We start from the raw sequence: 21,107 nt of genomic DNA, 5'->3' as shown, positions 1-21,107 counted from the left end.
CTTCCGGCCGCCGAAGCGGCCCCCAAATCACCGCGGCAAATTGGCCGGTCCGAAGGAGGCTGGCAACAGCTCCTCCAGCGTGAAGCGCGCCCGGATGCCATCGGGGTCGGCGATCGCGATCGGCGTCTCCGGCGCGGCGAATTCGCGGATGCGCTGGCGGCAGGCGCCGCAGGGCGTGACCAGTTCGGCGCCCTCGCCGAAGACGAGCACGGCCCGGATCGCCTTCCCGCCGGCCGCGATCATCGCCGCGATGGCCCCGGCCTCGGCGCAGGAGCCGACGGGATAGGCGGCGTTCTCGACATTGCAGCCGGCATGGATGGCGCCGTCATCGGCCAGCAACGCGGCCCCGACCTTGAAGCGCGAATAGGGCGCGTAGGCGCGCGGCTGGATCGCGGCGGCGGCGGCGAACAGCGCCTCGAAATCGATATCGGCCGGCAAATCAGCGTTCCTTGACATAGGGCAGGCTGGAGGCCCTGGGCGGCGTCGCCTTGCCGATGAAGCCGGCGAGCAGGACGATGGTCATCAGATAGGGCAAGGCCTGGATCGCTTCCACCGGCACGAGGCCGATGCCGGGCAATGTCACGCCCTGAAGCCGGATCGCGACCGCGTCGAGCAGGCCGAAGAGCAGGCAGGCGCCGAGCGCGGGCCAGGGGCGCCAATTGGCGAATATCACAGCGGCGAGCGCGATGAAGCCGCGCCCGGCCGTCATATGCGGCAGGAAGCCGGCCGATTGCGCGACGGCGAGATAGGTGCCGCCGATGCCGCAGAGCACGCCGCAGATCGCGACGGCGCCATAGCGCAGGCCCGCGACCGAGATGCCGGCCGTGTCGACCGCAGCCGGGTTCTCGCCGACCGCGCGGATGCGCAGGCCGAAGCGCGTGCGCTTGAGCACGAGGGCGGTGATCAGCACACAGAGGAAGGCGAGATAGGCCGGGGCGGCATGGCCGGAGACGACCTCGTCGTAGAACAGGCCGAGCCCGGGAACGTTTGCGCGCGCCCAAGCGGCGAAGGGCAAGGTGAGCTCGCCGAAGCGGGCCGGGCCCTCGAGCGAGGGGGTACGCCCACCCTGCCCGTACCAGGCATTGCCGAGGATGACGGTGAGCCCCGCCGCCAGCATGTTGATCGCGACGCCGGAGACGATCTGGTTGCCGCGCCAGGTGATGGCGGCGAAGCCATGGACCAGCGCCAGGGCCAGCGATGCCAGGATGCCGGCGCCAAGCCCGATCCAGGCCGAGCCGGAGACGAAGGCCGCGACCGCCGAGGCGAAGGCCGCGATCAGCATCTTGCCTTCGAGACCGATATCGACGACGCCGGCCCGCTCCGACCACAAGCCCGCCATGGCGGCGCAGATCAGCGGTATCGAGAGCCGGATCGCCGAATCGAGAACGACGGCGATGAGCTGGAGCTGATCCATCACGCCGCCCCTCGCCCCATGCCGAGCGCGCTCGCGACGAACCGGCGGAACAGCCCGTCCAGCGCTCCGGCGAAGAGCACGAGCACGCCGCCTATGACCACGACCATGTCGCGGGTGATGGCCGGCTTGTCGAAGGAGAGTTCGGCCCCGCCTTGGTAGAGCACGCCGAAGAGCAGGGCGGCGAGGCCGACGCCGGCCGGGTGGCCGCGCCCCATCAGGGCGACTGCGATGCCGACGAAGCCGTAGCCGGCGGTGAAATCGAGCACCAGCCGATGCTGGACGCCGAGCGCCTCGTTAACCGCGAGCCCGCCGGCCAGCGCGCCCGAGATCGCCATCGCGATCATGGTGACCGCGGCCGGCGAGATGCCGGCATAGGCGGCGGCGCGCGGATTGGCACCGACGGTGCGGATCGCATAGCCCAGTCGCGTGCGCCAGATCAGCAGCCAGACGGCGACGAGCGCCATCAGAGCAAGCAGGAAGGCAGTGTTGAGCGGGGTCGAGGGCAGGATGATGCCGAAGGGCGCGAGCCATTGATGCATCGGCGTCAGCACGGCCTGCGCCGGGAAATCCGGCGTTTCCGGCTGCATGGAACCGGGCTTGCCGATGATCTCGCGCAGCAGATAGACGATCAGCGTCGCCGCGACGAAGTTCAGCATGATCGTGGTGATGACGACATGGCTGCCGCGCTTCGCCTGGAGCCAGCCGGGAATGAAGGCGTAAGCCGCGCCGCCGGCCGCCGCCGCGAGGATCGCGAAGGGCGCGGCGAGGAAACCGGGCAAGGCAGGGAATGCCAGGCAGGCGATCGCCATGGCGATACCGGCCACCGTCGCCTGCCCCTCGCCGCCGATATTGAACAGGCCGGCATGGAAGGCGACGGCGACCGCGAGCCCGGTGAAGATGAAATTCGTCGCGTAGTAGAGCGTGAATCCGATGCCCTCGGCACTGCCGAGCGCGCCGCGCAGGAGCAGCGCCGTCGCCTCCAGCGGATTCTCGCCGATGCCGACGACCACGAGCCCGGCGACGAGGAGCGCCGCCGCGACCGAGACCAGCGGCACCAGCGCGACATCGGCCCAGCGCGGGAGTTCGACGGGCGCAGCGCTCATGGACACCCCGTCATGCTCGCCCTTGTGGCGAGCATCCACGCCTTGAACACGGCCTTCGACCAGCGAAGACGTGGATGGTCGGGACAAGCCCGACCATGACGGGAAGCAGTTCTGCAACTTCCCCGCATCACGCCGCCTCGTCCGTCACGCCAGCCATCAACAGGCCGAGATCGCGCTCATCGGCGGTCTCAGCTGCCCGTTCGCCGGTGATCCGGCCGCCGCACATCGCGATGATTCGGTCGGAGAGCGCCATCACCTCCTCGAGCTCGACCGAGACGAGCAGGATCGCGACGCCGGAATCGCGTAGCGCCACCAGCCTGCGATGGATGAACTCGATCGCGCCGATATCGACACCGCGCGTCGGCTGGCCGACGAGCAGCACCTTCGGACCGCGCTCGATCTCGCGGGCGAGCACGATCTTCTGCTGGTTGCCGCCGGAGAATTTCGCCGTCTTCAGCGCCGGATCGGGCGGGCGCACGTCGTAAGCCATGAACGCCTCGCGGGCATGGGCCTCGATGCGGGCCGGCGAGAGCAGCGGGCCGGAACCGAAGGCCGGATCATGCTGATAACCGAGGATGGCGTTCTCGGCGGCGGAGAAGGCGGTGACGAGGCCGCTGCGGTGACGGTCCTCTGGGATATGCATCAGGCCGAGATCGCGCAAACGCGCCGGATGGCGATCGGCCGCCGTAAGAATCTGGCCGCCGAGGCGGATCACGCCACGGCTCGGCTGGATCAGGCCGGCCAGCACTTCCAGCAATTCGCTCTGGCCGTTACCGGCGACCCCGGCAATGCCGACGATCTCGCCGGGATGGAGCGTGAGATTGACGTCCTTCAGGGTCTCGGTGCCGCGCCCGTCGCGGCAGGACAGGCCTACCGCCTCCAGCACCGGCGCGCCGCGCTCGCGCGGCTCCTTCTCGACGCGCAGCAACACACGCCGGCCGACCATCGCCTCGGCCAGAGCGGGCGGCGAAGTTTCGACAGTCGCGACATGGGCGACCATCTCGCCACGACGCATCACCGAGACCCGGTCGGTCACGTCCATGATCTCGCGCAGCTTATGGGTGATCAGGATCACCGTCTTGCCCTGTGCCTTCAGCGCCCGGAGCAGGGCGAAGAGCTGGTCGGCCTCGGCCGGGGTCAGCACCGCCGTGGGCTCGTCCAGGATCAGGATCTCGGCGCCGCGATAGAGTGCCTTCAGGATCTCGACACGCTGCTGCAGGCCGACGGAAAGCTCGCCGACGATGGCATCGGGATCGATCGCGAGGCCGTAATCCTGCGAAAGCTTCGCGAGCACAGCGCGTGCCCTGGTGACGCCGCCCTTGAGCAGCGCCCCGCCCTCGGCGCCGAGCACGACGTTCTCAACGACGCTCAAGGTCTCCACCAGCATGAAGTGCTGATGGACCATGCCGATCCCCGCCGCGATCGCGTCGGCCGAGGAGCGGATGCGGCGCAGCTCTCCCGCGATCCTGATCTCGCCGGCATCGGCCTCGTAGAAGCCGTAGAGAATCGACATCAGCGTCGACTTGCCGGCGCCGTTCTCGCCGACGATGCCATGGATCGAGCCGGCCGCGACCGACAAGGACACGTCCCTGTTGGCGGCGACCGGGCCGAAGCGCTTGGAGATACCGACGAGTTCGATGGCCGGTGGCAACGCTATGGCCGTCATGATGTGGGAGCCGCGCCCCAGAACCCCTCTCCCGGATGGAAGAGGGGCAGGGGTGAGGGACTGCCGCTGCTTGTCAGGGCGAGCCGGATGCCGCTGCACCTTCTGCGGATAGGGCGGGCCCTCATCCCTGCCCTTCTCCGACAAGGGAGAAGGGTTCCCCGCGCCTCATCCCGCAACGGTCCAGACGATGCCCGCGCCTCACATCGTGCATTTCTGGTCCGACATGTAGTCGTGGACCTTGACCGTGCCGGCGATGATATCGGCCTTGGCCTTGTCGGCGGCAGCCTTCATCTCCGGGGTGATCAGAGCCTTGTTGGCGTCATCCAGCGCCCAGTCGATGCCATCCTCCTTCAGGCCAAGCACGGAGACGCCCGGCTTCCAGGAACCATCCTGCGCCGCCTTGAAGGAGTTGTAGGCGGCGATGTCGACACGCTTCAGCATCGAGGTCAGCACCTTGCCCGGATGCAGGGCGTTCTGGTTGGAATCGACGCCGATGCCGAGCTTGCCGGCATCGGCCACCGCGCGGAGCACGCCGATGCCGGTGCCGCCGGCGGCGTGGTAGACCACGTCCGCGCCGCGATCGATCTGCGACTTGGCGAGCTCGCCACCCTTCACCGGGTCGTTCCAGGCTGCTGGCGTCGAGCCGGTCATGTTCTGGAAGATCTCGGCACCGGGCTTGCCGGCCTTGACGCCCTGGACATAGCCGCAGGCAAATTTGCGGATCAGCGGGATATCCATGCCGCCGACGAAGCCGACCTTGCCCGATTTCGAGGCCATCGCCGCGAGCAGGCCGACGAGATAGGAGCCCTCATGCTCCTTGAAGACGACCGACTGCACGTTCGGCAGTTCGACCACCATGTCGATGATCGTGAATTTCAGGTTCGGGAACTCGGCCGCGACCTTCTGCAGGGCGGTCGCCTGCGAGAAGCCGACCGCGATGATCGGCGAATGGCCGTCGCGGGCGAAGCGGCGCAGGGCCTGCTCGATCTGGGCGTCGTTGGTCGGCTCGAAATCGCGGAAATCGACATTCGTCTCCTTCTTGAACTTCTCGGCGCCGATGAAGACGCCTTCGTTGAAGGATTTGTCGAATTTTCCGCCCTTGTCATAGACGATGGCCGGCTTGATCGGCTGCGATTGAGCGAAAGCCGCCACAGCCGAAAGCGCAACGCCGGCGAGCGCCGCCGCGAAAGAACCCAAACGCATCGAACCGATCCCCTGTTGCAGCCGGGCGCCGTTGTCCGGCCCTCGATGACGCCACGATGGCATGGCTCGGCGGCGCGGCCAAGCTGGCGATAAGACCATATTCATTACGCGGGCACGGCCCGGCCGCATGACGATTGCCGAAGGCCGGCCACCGGCCTTAGGCTATGATCCATGATGCTGAACGACGACGAGATCGAGCGCTATGCGCGCCATATCGTCCTGCCCGAGATCGGCGGGCCGGGTCAGCAGCGCCTGAAGAACGCGCGCGTGCTGGTCATCGGCGCCGGCGGGCTCGGCGCGCCCCTGATCCAGTATCTGGCGGCCGCCGGCGTCGGCAAGATCGGCATCGTCGACGACGATATCGTCTCGCTCTCGAACCTGCAGCGCCAGACGATCTTCACGACCGAGGATATCGGCGCGCACAAGGCGGTGGTCGCCGCCCGGTTCGTACGCAATCTCAACCCGAATGTCGTGGTGGAGGAGCATGTCACGCGGCTCGATCCGCACAATGCCCGCGCGCTGATCGCCTTCTACGACATCGTTGCCGAAGGCTCCGACAATTTTGCGACGCGCTATGCCGTGACCGATGCCTGCTTCCACGAGCACAAGCCGGTGGTGATGGGCGCGCTCGGCCGTTTCGACGGCTCGCTCACCACGATCCGCGCCCATGAGAGCGGGCCGGACGGGCGGCCGAATCCGACCTGGCGCTGCCTCTTCCCGGAAGCGCCGCCGCCCGGCGCGATCCCGACCTGCGCGGAAGCCGGCGTGCTCGGCGCCCTGCCGGGCGTCATCGGCTCGCTGATGGCGCTGGAGGTGGTGCGCGCCGTCACCGGCTTCGGCGAGCCGCTCGTCGGCAAGCTGCTGCTGGTCGATGCGCTGACGATGCGCTTCGAGACGCTGCGCTATGGCTGGGACGAGGCCAACCCGCTGAACGGCAGCGGCGTCGCGGCCTGATTCTTCGAAACCGCTCCGCCGTCATCCCGGGCGACCGAAGGGAGACCCGGGATCCATCGTAGAGCGGATCGCTCCGCGATGGATCCCGGATCAGCGCCGCTTACGCGGCTTGTCCGGGATGACAGCGTGGGAGTTGAGAAACCTCAGCGCTTCGCTTCGATCACGTCGAAGAGCTGCGCCGCCAAATCCGGCCCTCCGAGCTTCTTGATGGCGCGCACGCCGGTCGGCGCGGTGACGTTGATCTCGGTGAGCTTGCCGTGGATCACGTCGATGCCGACGAGGAGCAGACCGCGCTCGCGCAGGGTCGGGCCGATCGCCTCGCAGATGGCGAGTTCCTGCTTCGACAGGTCGGTGGGGCGGGCCGCGCCGCCGCGCACCATGTTGGCACGAAGATCCCCCACCGCCGGAACGCGATTGACGGCGCCGGCTGCCTTGCCGTCGATCAGGATGATGCGCTTGTCGCCCTCGGTGACCTCCTTGATGAAGCCCTGCACCACCCAGGGCTCGCGGAAGAGGTTGCTGAACAGATCGAAGAGCGAGCCGAAATTCGGGTCGGTCCGGCTGGTCTTGAACACGGTCGCGCCGCCATGGCCGTAGAGCGGCTTCATCACGATCTCGCCATGCTCGTCGCGGAAGGCCTCGATCTCCGCCTTGTCGCGGGTAATCAGCGTCGGCGGCATCAACTCGGGGAAATGAGTGACGAGGATCTTCTCCGGCGCGTTGCGCACCGACGTGGGATCGTTGACCACCAGCGTCTTCGGGTGGATGCGCTCCAGCATATGCGTGGTGGTGACATAGGCCATGTCGAAGGGCGGGTCCTGCCGCAGCAGCACGACATCCAGCGTCGACAGGTCGATCTTCTCCTCGGAGCCGAGGGAGAAGTGGTCGCCCTCGACATCGCGCACCGTGACCGGACGCATCGGCGCAGTGACCTTGCCGTCGCGCATCGAGAGCTTGTCGGGCGTGTAGGTGTAGAGCGAGTGGCCGCGCGCCTGCGCCTCCAGCATCAGCGCGAAGCCGGTATCCCCGGCAATCCGGATGCGCTCGATCGGGTCCATCTGGATGGCGACGTTGAGGCTCATGACAGGCTTCCTGTTGCAGGCAGGCGGTTCTTATCGGACCGCGGACCGGGTTCCTGCAAGTGGGTGGCGTCGACCACGTCGCCTTCTGACGAAATCGTCAGAAGGCGAAAAACGTGATCGATCTTAAAAGCTTGAAGCATTGTTTCAGCAAAAACCGGTACCCACTTTTTGCACAATGCTCTTGCATCACAGGACAAGCGCGAAGGCGGCGGGGACATGACGCGGCCGGCGCCAGGGCGCCAGGAACACCGCATCGGCGCGCAAATAGCAGCCGGCGGCCCAGGGATTGCGCGAGAGCCAATGCCGGATGCGCCGCTCGACCAGGCGCTGCTTTTCCGTGGTGATCGCGGTCATGGCGTCGTCGAGCCGGCCGCGTGCCTTGACCTCGACGAAGGCGATGGTGCGGCCGCGCTTCATCACGAGGTCGATCTCGCCGCCCTTGCCGCCGAAGCGCCGCTCCAGCAGGCGATAGCCCTTCGCCGTCAGCCAGAGGATGGCGAGCCATTCGGCGCGGCGTCCGGTCAGGCCGGAGCGCCGTGCCTTGTGGCTGCGCCCGCCCGGATCGGCGCCAGCCTTGCTCACGGATCGTCGCGGGTGAGTTCGAGCGCGCGGGCATAGACCTTGCGACGGGGCTGGCCGGTCTCGGCCGCGACCTGCGCCACCGCCTCCTTCAGCGAGACCTTGGCCATGGCCGCACGCAACCGCTCGTCGATCGCCTCGTCGCTGGTGACGAGATCGGCCGCGCCGGGCGGGCCGATGATCACGACGATCTCGCCGCGCGCCTCCTCCTCGCTTTCGTAATGAGCGGCGAGCTCGGGAAGCGTGCCGCGCCGAACCGTCTCGTAGAACTTGGTGAGTTCGCGCGCGACGGCGCCCCGCCGCGCACCGAGCACGGCGGCCGCGTCGGCCAGCATCTCGGCGAGGCGGCGCGGCGATTCGAAGAAGACGAGCGTCCCGGGAATCGCGGCGAGTTCGGTCAGGCGCGTGCGGCGTCCGCCCGATTTCGGCGGCAGAAAGCCTTCGAAGAAGAAGCGGTCGGTCGGCAGGCCGGCCAGCACCAAAGCAGCCAGCACGGCGGAGGGGCCGGGGATGCCGGTCACGGGCAGGCCCTCCGCCACCAGTTCGGCGACGAGCTTGTAGCCGGGATCGGAGACGAGCGGAGTACCAGCGTCCGAGATCAGGGCGAGCTTGCCGCCTTCGCGCAATTTCGCCAACACTTTCGGGCGCATCTGCGCGGCATTGTGCTCGTGATAGGGCAGGAGCGGCGTCGATATCCCGTAATGCGCCAGCAGCGTCTTCGAGGTGCGGGTATCCTCGGCCAGGATCGCATCGGCGGCGGCGAGCGTCGCCAGCGCCCGGAACGAGATGTCGCGGAGATTGCCGATCGGCGTCGCCACGATATGCAGGCCCGGCGCCAGAGGCTCGGCCTCGGCCTTCAGGCCGAAGGCGGTGTAGCTCGGAGGGCGGGCGGCGGCATCGGTCGACATGGCGCCACGCTGCCACAGCGGCCGCGCCCGCGCCATGGCAAGGCGCGCGCCGACCGCTGCAACCTATAGTTAACAACTTGAAAATAGGATTCCACACTGGCACGAGAGGTCCGGGGGGCAGAACAGTTCCGCAGGACCCATCGCCGGGCAGCTTTGTGCTGTCCCGGTCACGACTGGAGATCGCCCGTGTTTGTTCATCGGCACCTCGCACCGGCCCTGCGCTTCAAGGCACGGGCCTTCGCGGTCCTGCTCCCGCTTGCACTCTCGGCCTGCGGCGGCGGCACCTCGGGCCTGCCGGGCTTCGATTCGGGCACGCCGGCCGCTGGCGGCGGCGCGGCGCCGACCGGCCAGACCATCGGCACCGGCAAGGTCAAGGTCGGTCTCATCCTGCCATTGACGGCCGAGGGCCAGGGCGCTGTCGTCGGCAACTCGCTGAAGAACGCCGCCGAAATGGCTCTGGCCGAATTCCCCAACGCCGATCTGACCCTGCTGGTCAAGGACGATCGCGGCACGCCGGACGGCGCCCGCGCCGCGGCGCAGGAAGCCTTGTCGGAAGGGGCCGAATTGATCGTCGGCCCGCTCTTCGCCCCCTCCGTCCAGGCAGCGGGGCAGGTCGCGCGCGCCGCCAACAAACCGGTGATCGCCTTCTCCAGCGATTCCAACGTCGCCTCGCGCGGCGTCTACCTGCTCTCCTTCCCGCCCGAGAACGACGTCAACCGCGTGATCGGCTATGCCGCCCAGCAGGGCCGCAAGTCCTTCGCCGCGCTCGTGCCCGACACCGCCTATGGCAAGGTCGTCGAGGCCGCCTTCCAGCAGGCCGCCGCCAGCCGCGGCGTGCGCGTCGCCGCGATCGAGCGTTTCGGCGCCGATCCGGCCGCGATGAAATCCGCGGTCCAGCGCCTGATGCCTTCGCTCGGCCAGGCCGATGCGCTGTTCGTGCCCGCCGCCGCCGACACGATGCCGACGCTCGGCCAACTGCTGCAGGAGGCCGGCTACAACCCGGCCAAGGTCAAGCCGCTCGGCACCGGCGTCTGGAACGATGCAGGCATCGCGCGCGTGCCGGCGATCCAGGGCGGCTGGTTCGCCTCGCCCGACACGGCCGGCTTCAACGCCTTCGCCGGACGCTACCAGCAGCGCTTCAATAGCGCGCCGACCCGCACCGCGACGCTGGCCTATGACGCGGTCTCGCTGGCGGCGGCGCTGGCGCGCACTCAGGGCTCGCAGCGCTTCTCCGAGGCTGTGCTGACCAGCGGCTCGGGCTTCGCCGGGGCGGACGGCGTCTTCCGCTTCCGCCCGGACGGGCAGGTCGAGCGTGGGCTTGCGGTTCTGGAACTGCGCAACGGCCAGATCGTCACGATCAACGCCGCGCCGCGCGATCTCGGGCCGCGCTCGCAGTAAGGACATACAATCCTCTCCGTCATTCCGGGCGATCGAAGGGAGACCCGGAATCCATCATAAGGCTCCATGCCCTTCGATGGATTCCGGATCGGCGCCGCTACGCGGCTTGTCCGGAATGACGCGGTGGTTGGGTTCCCCGGGGCTTTCTCAACCTATGGCAGCGCCGCCGTCTTCGCGTTGCGCCCGGCCGCACGCTCAGCCGCGGCGATCAGTGTGTCCGTCGTCAGAAGCTGCGGCAGGATTTCCGCCTGCGCTTCCCTGCGGGCGGGATAGAACAGGTAGAGCGGCACGCCGGCGCGGCCCTGCTCGGCCAGCGCCTTGGCGATGCGGCTGTCGCGATTGGTCCAGTCCGCCTTGAGATAGACGACGCCGAGCCTGGCGAAAGCGTCCTTCACCTCCTGCCGGGAGAGCGCGACGCGCTCGTTGGCGATACAGGTGATGCACCAGGCGGCGGTGAAATTGACGAAGACCGGCTTGCCCTGCGCCTGCAAGACCGCAACCCGCTCGGGTGACCAGGCCTCGATATCACCCGCCCGCGCCTCGGTCGCCGCGCCGGGAATGGCGTTCTGAACGGTAAACCAGCCGGCGCCGAGAACGACCAGCGCCGCCAGCGCCGAGCCGAAGATGCGCCGCGCGAAAGAGCCGCGCGTCACGCCGACGAGCCAGACCGCGAAACCCGTCGCCAGCACGGCAACCAGCGCGGCGAGCACGCCTTGCGGGCCACTCTGCACCGAGGCAACCCAGATCAGCCAGATCGCCGTCGCGAACATCGGGAAGGCGAAGGCCTGTTTCAGCACCAGCATCCAGCGGCCGGGCTTGGGCAACAGGCGCAGCAGGCCGGGCGCGAAGGAGAGCGCGACCACCGGCAGGGCGAAGCCCAGCGCCAGCGCCATGAAGACGGAGAGAGCGACGGCCGGCGCTTGCGTCACCGCATAACCCATCGCCGCACCCATGAAGGGCGCCGTGCAGGGCGTCGCGACCACGACCGCGAGCACGCCGGTCATGAAGGCACCGAGGCGCCCGCCCCGGTTGGCGAGGCCGTCGCCGAGGCCGGTGACCGAGGTGCCGATCTCGAAGGCGCCGAGCAGGTTGAGGCCGATCAGCACCATCACCACCGCCAGCGCGATGACGAGCGGCGGGGACTGGAGCTGGAAGCCCCAGCCGACGCTGCTGCCGAGGCTGCCCAGCGCGATCACCGCGCCGGCCAGAACCATGAAGGTCAGCAGCACGCCGCTGAGGAAGAGCAGGCCCTGCTCGCGGGTTTCGGAACGGCTGCGATGGGCGAGCTGCGCGAAGCCGAGCGCCTTGATGAACAGCACCGGCAGGACGCAAGGCATCAGGTTGAGGATCAGGCCGCCGGCAAAGGCGAAGGCGAGCGCCGCCCAGATCGTGAGATCGGCGCCCTCGGCCGGCATCGGAATGCGCACCACCGCAGGACGCGCTTCAGGCGCAGCCGCCCCGCCAGCCGCCATCAGGGCAGGATCGGCGTCGGCGAGCAGCGTGATCGCTCGCGATGTACCCCCTTCAGCGAAGGTGAGGACGCCTGAGATTTCGGGGCTGGTCAGCTTGAAGGCGCTGGAGCGGGTGAGCACCAGCGCGGGCTTGTCGCCGCCCGCGAAGGGCTGATCGGCCGCGTGCTCGATCAGCGTATCGGAAACCGGGAAGAAGCGCAGATCGCTCGCGCCGGCAGGCAGGCCCGGCAAGTCGAGCACGAGCTTGCCGGCATCGTCGCGGAGCTTGCCGCGGAAGACGGCCGGCTTCGGCAGCGCCGCGATGGCAGCCTCGATCCGTGCCTCGGCCGCCTGATCGACCGCGCTCGCGGCGGCGATCGGCAAGTCGAGCGAGAAGGAGCCCTCTTCGGGAATGCAGATCTTCTCGCAGACGAGCCAGGTCGCCTCGGCCTTCAGCGCAAAATTCTCGCCGGGCTTGGCATCGGCCGGCACTGTGATCTCGAGCGGCAGCAGGACCGTGCCCTCGAAGCCGAAATTGACGAGGGGCTCGACCCGGATCGCCTTGGGCGCCGGCCACTGGATCTCGCCGACAGTCGCGCCCGCCGGCAGGTCCCATTTGATCTGGGTCGGTTCGCCGGAATCGCCGGGGTTCAGCCAATAGGTATGCCAGTGCGGCGCCAGCTTCTGGACGAGCGCGAGCTTGAAGCGCTCACCGGGCACGACCGCATCGCGGCTCGACAGCAGAGTCGCGGTGACGCGCGGCGAGGTGACGGCGGCGGATTCGGCGGCGAGCGCCAGCCCCGGAGTCGCCAGCCCGAGTGCCAGCATCGCCCCGCTCAGGAGAAGCTTGCCGAAATACCGCCGCATGGTGCCGTCGCAATCCCTGATCATCCGGACCCCATGCCTCAATCGGCCCTCTCGTGCCAATGACAAGGCAGTGAGGCGGGGTCAGCGGCATTCTGGGCGATCCGGTGCCGGGAGGCAGCGTGCCATGATGTCGCCGCCCATTGATGAGGGCGCGATACCCGTCATGGTCGGGTTTGTCCCGACCATCCACGTCTTCGCTGGCCGAAAATGGGGCTCAAGACGTGGATGCTCGCCACAAGGGCGAGCATGACGATTGTGGATCAGATCGCGGCGCCATCCGCGACGATGTCGGCGCCGAGGCCCAGGCGGACCGCGCGCACAATCTCGGCCTCCGCCGCCGCGCCGCGCCTGCGCGGGCGGCTCGCGTCGATACGATGCTCGGCGATGATCTGGCCAGGGGCGCCCGAGAGGACGACGACGCGATCGGCGACATAGGCGGCTTCGTCGATATCATGGGTGACGAAGAGCACGGTCTTGCCGGTGCGCTGCCAGACGCGGATCAGCTCGTCCTGCAAGGTCTCGCGCGTCAGCGCATCCAGCGCCGAGAAGGGCTCGTCCATCAGCAGGATTTCCGGCTCGACGGCGAGCGCGCGCGCCAGCGAAACGCGCTGGCGCTGGCCGCCGGACAACTGATGCGGCCAGCGTTGCGCCAGCGGCGCGAGCCCGACGAGGTCGAGCATCGCCGCAGCCTTGGCGAGGCGCTCGGCGCGAGGGGCGCGGCCTTCGAGGCCGAAACCGACATTGGAGACGACCTTGCGCCAGGGCAGCAGGCGCGAATCCTGGAAGACCAGCGCGACCGGCCGGCGCGTCCGGTCCTTCGCGTCGATGACGACCTCGCCGCCACTCGGCTTCGCCAGGCCCGCGATGACGCGCAGCAGGGTCGACTTGCCGACGCCGGACGGGCCGACGATGGCCAGAAACTCGCCGCGCCCGACCGAGAGGTCGAGCTTGTGAAGCACTTCCGTCTCTTCGCCATCGCGGGTGAAGGTCAGCGACAGCTCGTTGATCTCGATCACGCTTTCCAACGCAGCACCCATGTCTGGAAGGCGACGAAGCCGGTGTCGAGCAGGCCGTAGAGCGCCGCCATCGTCAGCATGTAGACCACGACGATATCGGTCGCGAGCAGGCTCGACGCCTGCATCATGCGCTGGCCGACACCGGCGACGCCGAAGATCTCGGCCGCGACCACCGCCATCCAGGCCTGGCCGAGCGCTGTCCTGATGCCGACGAGGATGCCGGGCAAGGCTGCCGGCAGCAGAATCTTGAACAGACGAGCCCAAGGCGAGCGGAAGCCGAAGGCATCGGCGACCTCGACGAGATCGCGGTCGACGCCGCGGATCGCGCCCTGCGCCGCGAAGAAGACGATCCAGAACACGCCTATCGCGATGATGAAGACCGCCGCGCCCGGCGTGACACCGAACCAGATGATGGCGAAGGGCACCCAGGCGAGGCCGGGAATCGGGCGTAATACCCGGACGACCCAGGCCGTCGCCTCCTCGGCGATCCGGGACATGCCGACAGCCACGCCGAAAGCGATGCCGAGCCCGGCGCCGACGAACAGTCCGACGAAGTAGTGCCAGAGCGAACCCAGTATGGCCGCGAACCAGGCGCCGGAGGAGAGCTCCCGCATGAAGGCTTTCGGCAGGGCGCTCGGCCCTGGCAGGAAAGCCGGATTCACCAATCCGAAATAGGGCATCGCCTCCCAGAGCAGGAGGAAGGCGACGAGGCCCAGCAGGGCGAGGGCCGGAGCCCGCAGCGAATGCAAGGTCAAGTTGCAGAACCTTCGGCCAGCAAACGCACCGTCATCCCGGGCGGAGCGAAGCGCAGACCCGGGATCCATGCCTGAACCTTTTTCGGAAATGCTCCGGCATGGATCCCGGGTCGCCCTGCGGTCGCCCGGGATGACCCGCGTTTCATATCCTCAGCGATGTCCATGAGGACCGCCATCAGCCGCCCGCCTTGACCGCACGCTCGTAGTATTGGGTCTCGAACAGCCCGTCGAAGGGGAGTTCCTTCTCCAGCGATCCGAGCTTGACCTGGTAGGCCTGCATGGCACGGGACGGCTCGATGATCTTGCGCGGATCGATCTCGAAGCGGCTCGCCGGCGAGACCAGTGCCTTCTGGATCAATTCGGGATCGACGATGCCCTTGCCGAGCGCGGCGCCGACATGGGGTGCGGCCTTGCCCGGATCGGCCTTGATCAGTGCCGCCGCCCTGACGAGGCCGGAGACAAGGTTCTGCACGGCCTGCGGGTTCTTGGTGGCGAAGGCGCCGGAGACGGCGACGACCGTGCCGGGCTGGCCCGGGAAGACCTCCTCGCCACCGGCGACGAGCCTGATCTGCGGGTTGCGGGTCTGGAGGATGGTCAGCGCCGGCTCGCGAACGGAGCCGCCATCGACCGCGCCGGCCAGGATCGCCTGCTGGGTTGCGTCGATGCCCATCGGCACGATCTCGACATCGGCCTTGTCGACCTTCGCGACTTCCCAGAGCCAGTATTGCAGCGTCGTGTTGGGCACCGAGCCGGCCGGCTGGGTCGCGAGGCGCGCGGCCTTGCCATTGGCCGCGCGGAAGGCCTTGAAGGCGGCAGCGGCATTCGTGCCCGGCGTGAAGAATTTGGTCAGCGAGGGTGCACTGACCACGACATTCTCGCCGATCGCCGTCGAAGCGACGACGCGAATATCGATGCCGCGCGAGCGGGCGACGGCGAGTGGCGCGACGCCGGCAACATAGACGTCGATCGTGCCGGAGGCCAGCGCCTGGATCATGTTCGGGCCGGATTCGAAGACGGTGACCGCGACGTCGATGCCGCCCTGCTTCAGCCAGCCTTCGCCATTGGCGACGAAGAACGGCGCCGTGCCGACGATCGGGATATAGCCGATACGCGCCGCGACGCTCTGGGCGCGGGCCGGAGCGGCGAAGGGCATGGCCGCCGCAAGGCTCGACCCGGCAATGAGGAACTGGCGGCGATCCATCGTTCAAATCCCTTTCGAAAACAGGGCTGAACGCGCCCCATTGACAGATTGAGAAAAGGATTTTCTATCTGGATGCAATAGATTGGCTTGAAAAAGATAATCAATCTCTTTCTTGCGAAATCTGCGAAACGAATTTCTCCAGATAGCGAGCTTGAGAGAATGGACGCCATCGACCGCAAGATTCTGACCGTGCTGCAGGCGGACGCGAATATCTCGATCGCTGAGCTCGCCGACCGCGTCGGGCTCTCGCAGACGCCGTGCTGGAAGCGCATCCAGAAGCTCGAACAAGCCGGCGTGATCCTGAAGCGCGTCGCCCTGGTGGCGCCGGAGAAGATCGGGCTCGGCCTCACCGTCTTCGTCCAGATCGAGACGGCGGATCATTCCGGCCCGTGGCTGGAGAAATTCGCCCAGATGGTCGCGGCAATGCCGGAGGTGATGGAATTCTACCGGATGGCGGGCGATGTCGATTACATGCTGCGCGTCGTCGTCGCCGACATGGCCGCCTATGACGGCTTCTACAAGAAATTGATCGAGACGATCCCGCTCAAGAACGTCACGTCGCGCTTCGCGATGGAGCGGATCAAGGCGACGACGGCCTACAAGGTGCCCGACCTGCCCCGCAACTGAAGAAGGCGGGGCGACGCGCGGCGCATGACAGCGTGGTGTGGCGGATGCTAGGTAACGGGCCGTTCGCCATTCGCGCTGCCCGAGGAGCCGCCTTGTCCGCTTCCCGCTCCGTTCTCCTGATCATCGGCGGCGGCATCGCCGCCTACAAGATGCTGGAGGTCATCCGCCGCCTGAAGGATCGTGGCATCGCCTCGCGTTGCATCGTGACCAAGGCCGGCGAGCAGTTCGTCACGCCGCTGACCGTCTCGTCGCTCGCGGGCGAGCGCTGCTTCACCGACCTGTTCTCCCTGACGGACGAAGCCGATATCGGCCATATCCAGCTCTCCCGCTCGACCGATCTCGTCGTGGTCGCCCCGGCAACCGCCGACCTGATCGCCAAGATGGCGAACGGGCATGCCGACGACCTCGCCTCGACGGCGCTGCTCGCGACCGACAAGCGCGTGCTGATCGCTCCGGCGATGAATCCGCGCATGTGGCAGCATCCGGCGACGCGGCGGAACATGGCGCAGCTCGAAAAGGACGGCGTGCTCGTCGTCGGCCCCAATGTCGGGGCCATGGCCGAGCGCGGCGAGAGCGGGCCGGGACGCATGGCCGAGCCGCCGGAAATCCTCGCGGCGATCGAGCTGGCGCTTGCCGGCGAAAAGCCCAACGCCCAGCGCGCCATCGGCTTCCTCGGCCGGCTGCCGGGCGGCGAGCACGCGACCGGCGCGCTCGCCGGGCAGCATGTGCTGATCACCTCGGGACCGACGCATGAGCCGATCGACCCCGTGCGCTACATCGCCAACCGCTCCTCCGGCAAGCAGGGCCATGCCATCGCGGCGGCCGCAGCCGCAGCCGGCGCGCGGGTGACGCTGGTCAGCGGGCCGGTGAACCTGCCCGATCCCGCGGGTGTCGAGACCATCCATGTCGAATCCGCCCGCGAGATGCTCGCCGCCGTCGAGACGGCGCTACCGGCCGATATCGCGATCTTCGCCGCCGCCGTGGCCGACTGGCGCGTCGCCGACGCGGCTTCCGACAAGCTGAAGAAGGACGGCAAGGCTTTGCCGCCGCTATCGCTGGTCGAGAACCCCGACATCCTCGCCACGGTCGCGCATCGCAAGAGCGGGCGCCCGCCGCTGATCGTCGGCTTCGCGGCGGAGACGCAGAACGTGATCGATTATGCTCGCGCCAAGCTCGCCAGGAAGGGCTGCGACCTGATCGTCGCCAACGACGTCGGCGGCACCGGCGTGATGGGCGGCGACGCCAATACCGTGCATCTGGTCACGGCGTCCGGCGTCGAGACCTGGCCGACCCTGCCCAAGGGCGAGGTCGCGGCACGGCTGATCGCCCATATCGCGGCACTGACGCCGGCCCGGCAGGCGGAGTGACGATGGTCACTGTCCTGCTGCAGCGCCTGCCGCATGGCGCCGACCTGCCCTTGCCGGCCTATGAGACGGAGGGCGCGGCCGGGCTCGACCTGCGCGCCGCCATCGGCGGACCTGTGACGCTGGCGCCTGGCGAGCGCGCGCTCATCCCAACTGGGCTTGCAATGCAATTGCCTGAAGGCTTCGAGGGGCAGGTGCGGCCGCGTTCGGGGCTGGCGCTCCGCCACGGTGTCACCGTCCTAAACGCACCCGGCACGGTCGACAGCGACTATCGCGGCGAGGTTTCGGTCGTCCTCATCAACCATGGCAGCGAGCCTTTCACGGTTACCCGCGGCGACCGCATCGCCCAACTCGTCATCGCCCCGGTCACTCACGCCCGGCTTTCGGAAGTCGAGACGCTGAGTGAGACCGCGCGCGGCGCCGGGGGCTACGGCTCGACCGGCATCAGTGGCGGCTCCAACGCGGGAGGGCGGCCATGATCCTGCTCTCACGCCGCAGCCTGCTCGCGATCGCCGCCGTGGTCGATATCGCGCTGCATGCCCGGCCGCAGCCGGTTGCGGCCAAGCTGCTGGCGGCACGGCATGCGCTGCCGCCGCGCCATCTCGAAACCCTGTTGCAGACGCTGGTGCGCGTCGGCATCCTCAAGGGCGTGCGCGGCCCGCGCGGCGGCTACGAACTCGCCCGCGAACGGCGCAAGATCACGGCCGGCGATATTGCCCGAGCCGCGATGCAGGAGGCCCTGGAGGAGGGGCTCGGCCCGGAGCCGCAATCGCGGCTGGTCGACGAGGTCGTCGGACCGGAGGTCGCGCGGGCTTCGGCCGCCTTCCTGGCGGCGCTGGACACGGTCACGGTCGAGGAGTTGTGTCGGAGGGCGCAGGCGAAATCCGTCTTCGGAGAAACCGGTATCAGGCCAGATTTCACAATATAGATATGTTATTTATTTCTTTTCATCGACAGTTTCTGTGAATTGAACTAGCGTCACGACCGAACGTTCTCTCGTCCAGAGGAGTCATGTCATGGCCGAAGCACAGAAATCGACGAAGGCGCCCGGACGCGGACGCATCTACAACTCGATCACCGACACGATCGGCGACACGCCGCTGGTCAAGCTCAACCGTCTGCCGGCCGAGCGTGGCGTCAAGGCGACGATCCTGGCCAAGCTCGAGTTCTTCAACCCGATCTCGAGCGTCAAGGACCGCATCGGCGTCAACATGATCGATGCGCTGGAGGCTTCCGGCGCGTTGAAGCCCGGCGGCACGCTGATCGAGCCGACCTCGGGTAATACCGGCATCGCGCTCGCCTTCGTCGCGGCGGCGCGCGGCTATCGCCTGATCCTGGTCATGCCCGAGACGATGTCGCTGGAGCGGCGCAAGATGCTCGCTCTCCTCGGCGCCGAGCTCGTGCTGACGCCCGGCCCCGGCGGCATGCGCGGCGCCGTCGCCAAGGCCGAGGAGCTCAAGAACGAGATTCCGGGCGCGATCATCCCGCAGCAGTTCGAGAACCCGCATAATCCCGAAATCCACCGCAAGACGACGGCCGAGGAGATCTGGAACGACACCGACGGCGCGGTCGATATCGTCATCTCCGGCGTCGGCACGGGCGGCACCATCACCGGCGTCGGCCAGGTGCTGAAGGCCCGCAAGCCGGGCGTGAAGATGGTCGCGGTCGAGCCGGAGGATTCTCCGGTCCTGTCCGGCGGCCAGGCCGGCCCGCACAAGATCCAGGGCATCGGCGCCGGCTTCGTGCCGGGCGTGCTCGATCGCGGCGTGATCGACGAGGTCGTCACCGTCGGCAACCAGACGGCCTTCGAGACGGCGCGCGCGCTCGCCAGGAGCGAGGGCATCCCGGCCGGCATCTCGTCGGGTGCAGCGGTCGCGGCGGCGCTCGAAGTCGGCGCCCGGCCGGAGAATGCCGGCAAGACCATCGTGGTGATCATCCCCTCCTTCGCCGAGCGCTATATCTCCAGCGCCCTGTTCGAGGGTCTGTGACCGCAACGGCCGTCCAGATCGTCCGGCTGGCGGACAGCCTGCCGGACGATTTCGAGGCCCTGCGCCACGAGGCGAGCGCCGAAAGCTACCGCTTCATCGAGGGGCTGCGCGAGGAATGGCTCGCCGGCCATTATGGCGGCAGGGACGAGCGCTTCGTCACCTTCGCCGCCTTCCAGGAGGGCGAGCTCGCCGGCATCGGCGCGCTGACGCCCGATCCGTATGACCCGGCGCCGGATCTCCTGCGGGTCCGCCATGTCTATGTCCGGCCGCTGCATCGCGGCGCCGGTATCGGGCGTGTGCTGGCCGCCGCGCTGATTCAGCAGGGGCTGGATCTGGCGCCACGATTGTCATTGCGCGCCGCCGATCCGCGCGCGACCGCCTTCTGGGAAGCGAACGGTTTCACGCCGGATACGAGCGGCACGCGCCGCTCGCATCTGCTGACGCGCTAAAGCCTGTTTCACTGTCGCAGAAACATGCCGTCATTCCGGACAAGCCGCGAAAGCGGCGCCGATCCGGAATCCATCGAAAGGCGCAGCGCTCTACGATGGATCCCGGGTCAAGCCCGGGATGACGGCGTGGTTCTCCAGAAAGCCAAGGGCCTTCAGCGCACCAGAACCAGCCGGTTGTTCCAGGGATCGGCGACCGTCGGCGCACCATCGGCCTCGTTGCCGCCCGCAGCCAGGATGCGCTGACGCATCGCCGCAAAATCGGCCTCATCGCGCGCGACCAGCTCGAAGCGATCGAGCCCCGCCTCGCCCGGCTGGCGCGGGCCGGCGCCGCGGCTGCCCCAGATATTGCCGGCGATATGATGATGGTAGCCGCCGCTGGCGAGGAAGCTCGCGCCGGGATAGTGCACCATCAGGTCGAAGCCGAGCAGGTCGCGATAGAAGGCTTCAGCCGCCGCCGTATCGCCGACGCGCAGATGGATATGGCCCATGCCCGTGCCCGCGGGCATGCCGGCATAAGCCGCTTCGTCGGCCTCGCTCAGCAGCTTGTCGAGATCGAGCCGCTCGGTCGCCATGGCGATGCCGCCATCGGGCTTGCGCGGCCATTCCCCGCGCTTGCGGTCGCGATAGATCTCGATGCCGTTACCCTCGGGATCGGAGAGATAGAGCGCCTCGCTGACGAGATGGTCGGAGGCGCCTTCGAGCGGGATGCGCGCGACCGCGGCATGCCTCAGCCAGTTGGCGAGATCCTGCCTGGACGGCAGCAGGATGGCGAGATGGAACAGGCCGGCGGCCGAGGTCGGCCGGGCCGCGCCGGCTTCCAACCGGACGAGAACCTGTCCGCCGACACCGAGATCGGCGCTCGCCGCATCCTGCCGGATCAGGCCAAGGCCGATCGCGTCACGGTAATAGGCCGTCAACGCCGGGAGGTCGTGGACCCGCAGCGTCACGGCGCCGATGAAGACCGGCGCCTTGTGGGCTTCGAGGGTGGCGGCGGAGTCGGTCCGTTCAATGGTTGCGACCATGGGAAAATCCTTTCGCGGCGGCCCAGCCGACCGCACCCCTAAAATGGCGCTTCCGCCTGA

21 protein-coding genes are annotated in these 21,107 nt (G+C 68.1%); 8 read left to right on the top strand and 13 right to left on the bottom strand.

From position 1 onward, the window contains the following. Positions 1-27: 27 nt before the first annotated feature. From Q0Q02_RS04215 to Q0Q02_RS04195, 5 genes are all read right to left on the bottom strand, one after another. Positions 28-438: a cytidine deaminase gene (locus tag Q0Q02_RS04215; protein ID WP_293807172.1), complete on the bottom strand. Its 411-nt coding sequence runs from the start codon at positions 436-438 to the stop codon at positions 28-30. Position 439: 1 nt separating this feature from the next. Further along, positions 440-1,414, bottom strand: coding sequence for an ABC transporter permease (locus Q0Q02_RS04210; protein ID WP_293807170.1), 975 nt, complete (start codon positions 1,412-1,414; stop codon positions 440-442). Beyond that, the gene (locus Q0Q02_RS04205) at positions 1,414-2,517 is read right to left on the bottom strand and encodes an ABC transporter permease (protein ID WP_293807168.1); all 1,104 of its coding nucleotides are present in this window, start codon (positions 2,515-2,517) and stop codon (positions 1,414-1,416) included. The genes Q0Q02_RS04210 and Q0Q02_RS04205 overlap by 1 nt, the downstream gene beginning before the upstream one ends. Before the next feature lie 127 nt (positions 2,518-2,644). Beyond that, positions 2,645-4,174 (bottom strand): ABC transporter ATP-binding protein, encoded by a 1,530-nt coding sequence (locus tag Q0Q02_RS04200; RefSeq protein ID WP_293807333.1) that lies wholly within the window; start codon positions 4,172-4,174, stop codon positions 2,645-2,647. A 207-nt stretch (positions 4,175-4,381) separates the two neighbouring features. Then, a complete protein-coding gene (locus Q0Q02_RS04195; RefSeq protein ID WP_293807166.1) occupies positions 4,382-5,386 on the bottom strand; it encodes a BMP family ABC transporter substrate-binding protein in 1,005 nt (334 codons plus the stop codon). Between the two features lie 171 nt (positions 5,387-5,557). On the opposite strand from Q0Q02_RS04195, the gene Q0Q02_RS04190 reads away from it, so the two are divergent. Beyond that, the gene (locus Q0Q02_RS04190) at positions 5,558-6,340 is read left to right on the top strand and encodes a molybdopterin-synthase adenylyltransferase MoeB (protein WP_293807164.1); all 783 of its coding nucleotides are present in this window, start codon (positions 5,558-5,560) and stop codon (positions 6,338-6,340) included. A 143-nt stretch (positions 6,341-6,483) separates the two neighbouring features. Here Q0Q02_RS04190 and gshB read toward each other — a convergent pair whose 3' ends face one another. From gshB to rsmI, 3 genes are all read right to left on the bottom strand, one after another. Next, on the bottom strand, positions 6,484-7,422 hold the full coding sequence (gene gshB, locus Q0Q02_RS04185) for a glutathione synthase (RefSeq protein WP_293807162.1): 939 nt from the start codon (positions 7,420-7,422) through the stop codon (positions 6,484-6,486). Between the two features lie 186 nt (positions 7,423-7,608). Beyond that, on the bottom strand, positions 7,609-8,004 hold the full coding sequence (locus Q0Q02_RS04180; protein ID WP_293807160.1) for a YraN family protein: 396 nt from the start codon (positions 8,002-8,004) through the stop codon (positions 7,609-7,611). Beyond that, positions 8,001-8,909, bottom strand: a complete 909-nt coding sequence (gene rsmI, locus Q0Q02_RS04175; RefSeq protein WP_293807158.1) for a 16S rRNA (cytidine(1402)-2'-O)-methyltransferase — start codon at positions 8,907-8,909, stop codon at positions 8,001-8,003. The genes Q0Q02_RS04180 and rsmI overlap by 4 nt, the downstream gene beginning before the upstream one ends. 186 nt (positions 8,910-9,095) lie before the next feature. On the opposite strand from rsmI, the gene Q0Q02_RS04170 reads away from it, so the two are divergent. Next, positions 9,096-10,307 (top strand): penicillin-binding protein activator, encoded by a 1,212-nt coding sequence (locus tag Q0Q02_RS04170; RefSeq protein WP_293807156.1) that lies wholly within the window; start codon positions 9,096-9,098, stop codon positions 10,305-10,307. A 152-nt stretch (positions 10,308-10,459) separates the two neighbouring features. Here Q0Q02_RS04170 and Q0Q02_RS04165 read toward each other — a convergent pair whose 3' ends face one another. From Q0Q02_RS04165 to Q0Q02_RS04150, 4 genes are all read right to left on the bottom strand, one after another. Then, positions 10,460-12,625 carry a thioredoxin family protein gene (locus Q0Q02_RS04165; RefSeq protein ID WP_293807154.1) on the bottom strand — a complete coding sequence of 722 codons (2,166 nt, stop codon included), beginning with the start codon at positions 12,623-12,625 and terminating at the stop codon, positions 10,460-10,462. Positions 12,626-12,885: 260 nt separating this feature from the next. Further along, a complete protein-coding gene (locus Q0Q02_RS04160) occupies positions 12,886-13,662 on the bottom strand; it encodes an ABC transporter ATP-binding protein (RefSeq protein WP_293807152.1) in 777 nt (258 codons plus the stop codon). Beyond that, on the bottom strand, positions 13,638-14,390 hold the full coding sequence (locus Q0Q02_RS04155; protein WP_293807331.1) for an ABC transporter permease: 753 nt from the start codon (positions 14,388-14,390) through the stop codon (positions 13,638-13,640). Before Q0Q02_RS04155 ends, Q0Q02_RS04160 begins: the two co-directional genes overlap by 25 nt. Before the next feature lie 181 nt (positions 14,391-14,571). Further along, a complete protein-coding gene (locus tag Q0Q02_RS04150) occupies positions 14,572-15,597 on the bottom strand; it encodes an ABC transporter substrate-binding protein (RefSeq protein ID WP_293807150.1) in 1,026 nt (341 codons plus the stop codon). 159 nt (positions 15,598-15,756) lie between these two features. Here Q0Q02_RS04150 and Q0Q02_RS04145 point away from each other — a divergent pair, with 159 nt between their 5' ends. The 6 genes from Q0Q02_RS04145 to Q0Q02_RS04120 all read left to right on the top strand — a co-directional run bounded on the left by Q0Q02_RS04145 (position 15,757) and on the right by Q0Q02_RS04120 (position 20,025). After that, positions 15,757-16,224: an Lrp/AsnC family transcriptional regulator gene (locus Q0Q02_RS04145; protein WP_052232492.1), complete on the top strand. Its 468-nt coding sequence runs from the start codon at positions 15,757-15,759 to the stop codon at positions 16,222-16,224. A gap of 92 nt (positions 16,225-16,316) precedes the next feature. Further along, a complete protein-coding gene (locus Q0Q02_RS04140) occupies positions 16,317-17,591 on the top strand; it encodes a phosphopantothenoylcysteine decarboxylase (RefSeq protein ID WP_293807146.1) in 1,275 nt (424 codons plus the stop codon). A gap of 2 nt (positions 17,592-17,593) precedes the next feature. After that, entirely contained in the window at positions 17,594-18,067 is a 474-nt protein-coding gene (gene dut / locus Q0Q02_RS04135; protein ID WP_293807144.1) for a dUTP diphosphatase, read from the top strand. Then, on the top strand, positions 18,064-18,516 hold the full coding sequence (locus Q0Q02_RS04130; RefSeq protein WP_293807142.1) for an Rrf2 family transcriptional regulator: 453 nt from the start codon (positions 18,064-18,066) through the stop codon (positions 18,514-18,516). The genes dut and Q0Q02_RS04130 overlap by 4 nt, the downstream gene beginning before the upstream one ends. An 88-nt stretch (positions 18,517-18,604) precedes the next feature. Then, positions 18,605-19,576 (top strand): cysteine synthase A, encoded by a 972-nt coding sequence (gene cysK / locus Q0Q02_RS04125; protein ID WP_293807140.1) that lies wholly within the window; start codon positions 18,605-18,607, stop codon positions 19,574-19,576. After that, on the top strand, positions 19,573-20,025 hold the full coding sequence (locus Q0Q02_RS04120; protein WP_293807138.1) for a GNAT family N-acetyltransferase: 453 nt from the start codon (positions 19,573-19,575) through the stop codon (positions 20,023-20,025). The genes cysK and Q0Q02_RS04120 overlap by 4 nt, the downstream gene beginning before the upstream one ends. A 152-nt stretch (positions 20,026-20,177) precedes the next feature. Here Q0Q02_RS04120 and Q0Q02_RS04115 read toward each other — a convergent pair whose 3' ends face one another. Further along, the gene (locus Q0Q02_RS04115) at positions 20,178-21,047 is read right to left on the bottom strand and encodes a VOC family protein (protein ID WP_293807136.1); all 870 of its coding nucleotides are present in this window, start codon (positions 21,045-21,047) and stop codon (positions 20,178-20,180) included. Between the last annotated feature and the right edge of the window lie 60 nt (positions 21,048-21,107).

Source organism: uncultured Allobosea sp. (genome assembly GCF_945956895.1).
GTDB lineage: Bacteria > Pseudomonadota > Alphaproteobacteria > Rhizobiales > Beijerinckiaceae > Allobosea.
This window is presented reverse-complemented; position numbering and strand designations above follow the sequence as displayed.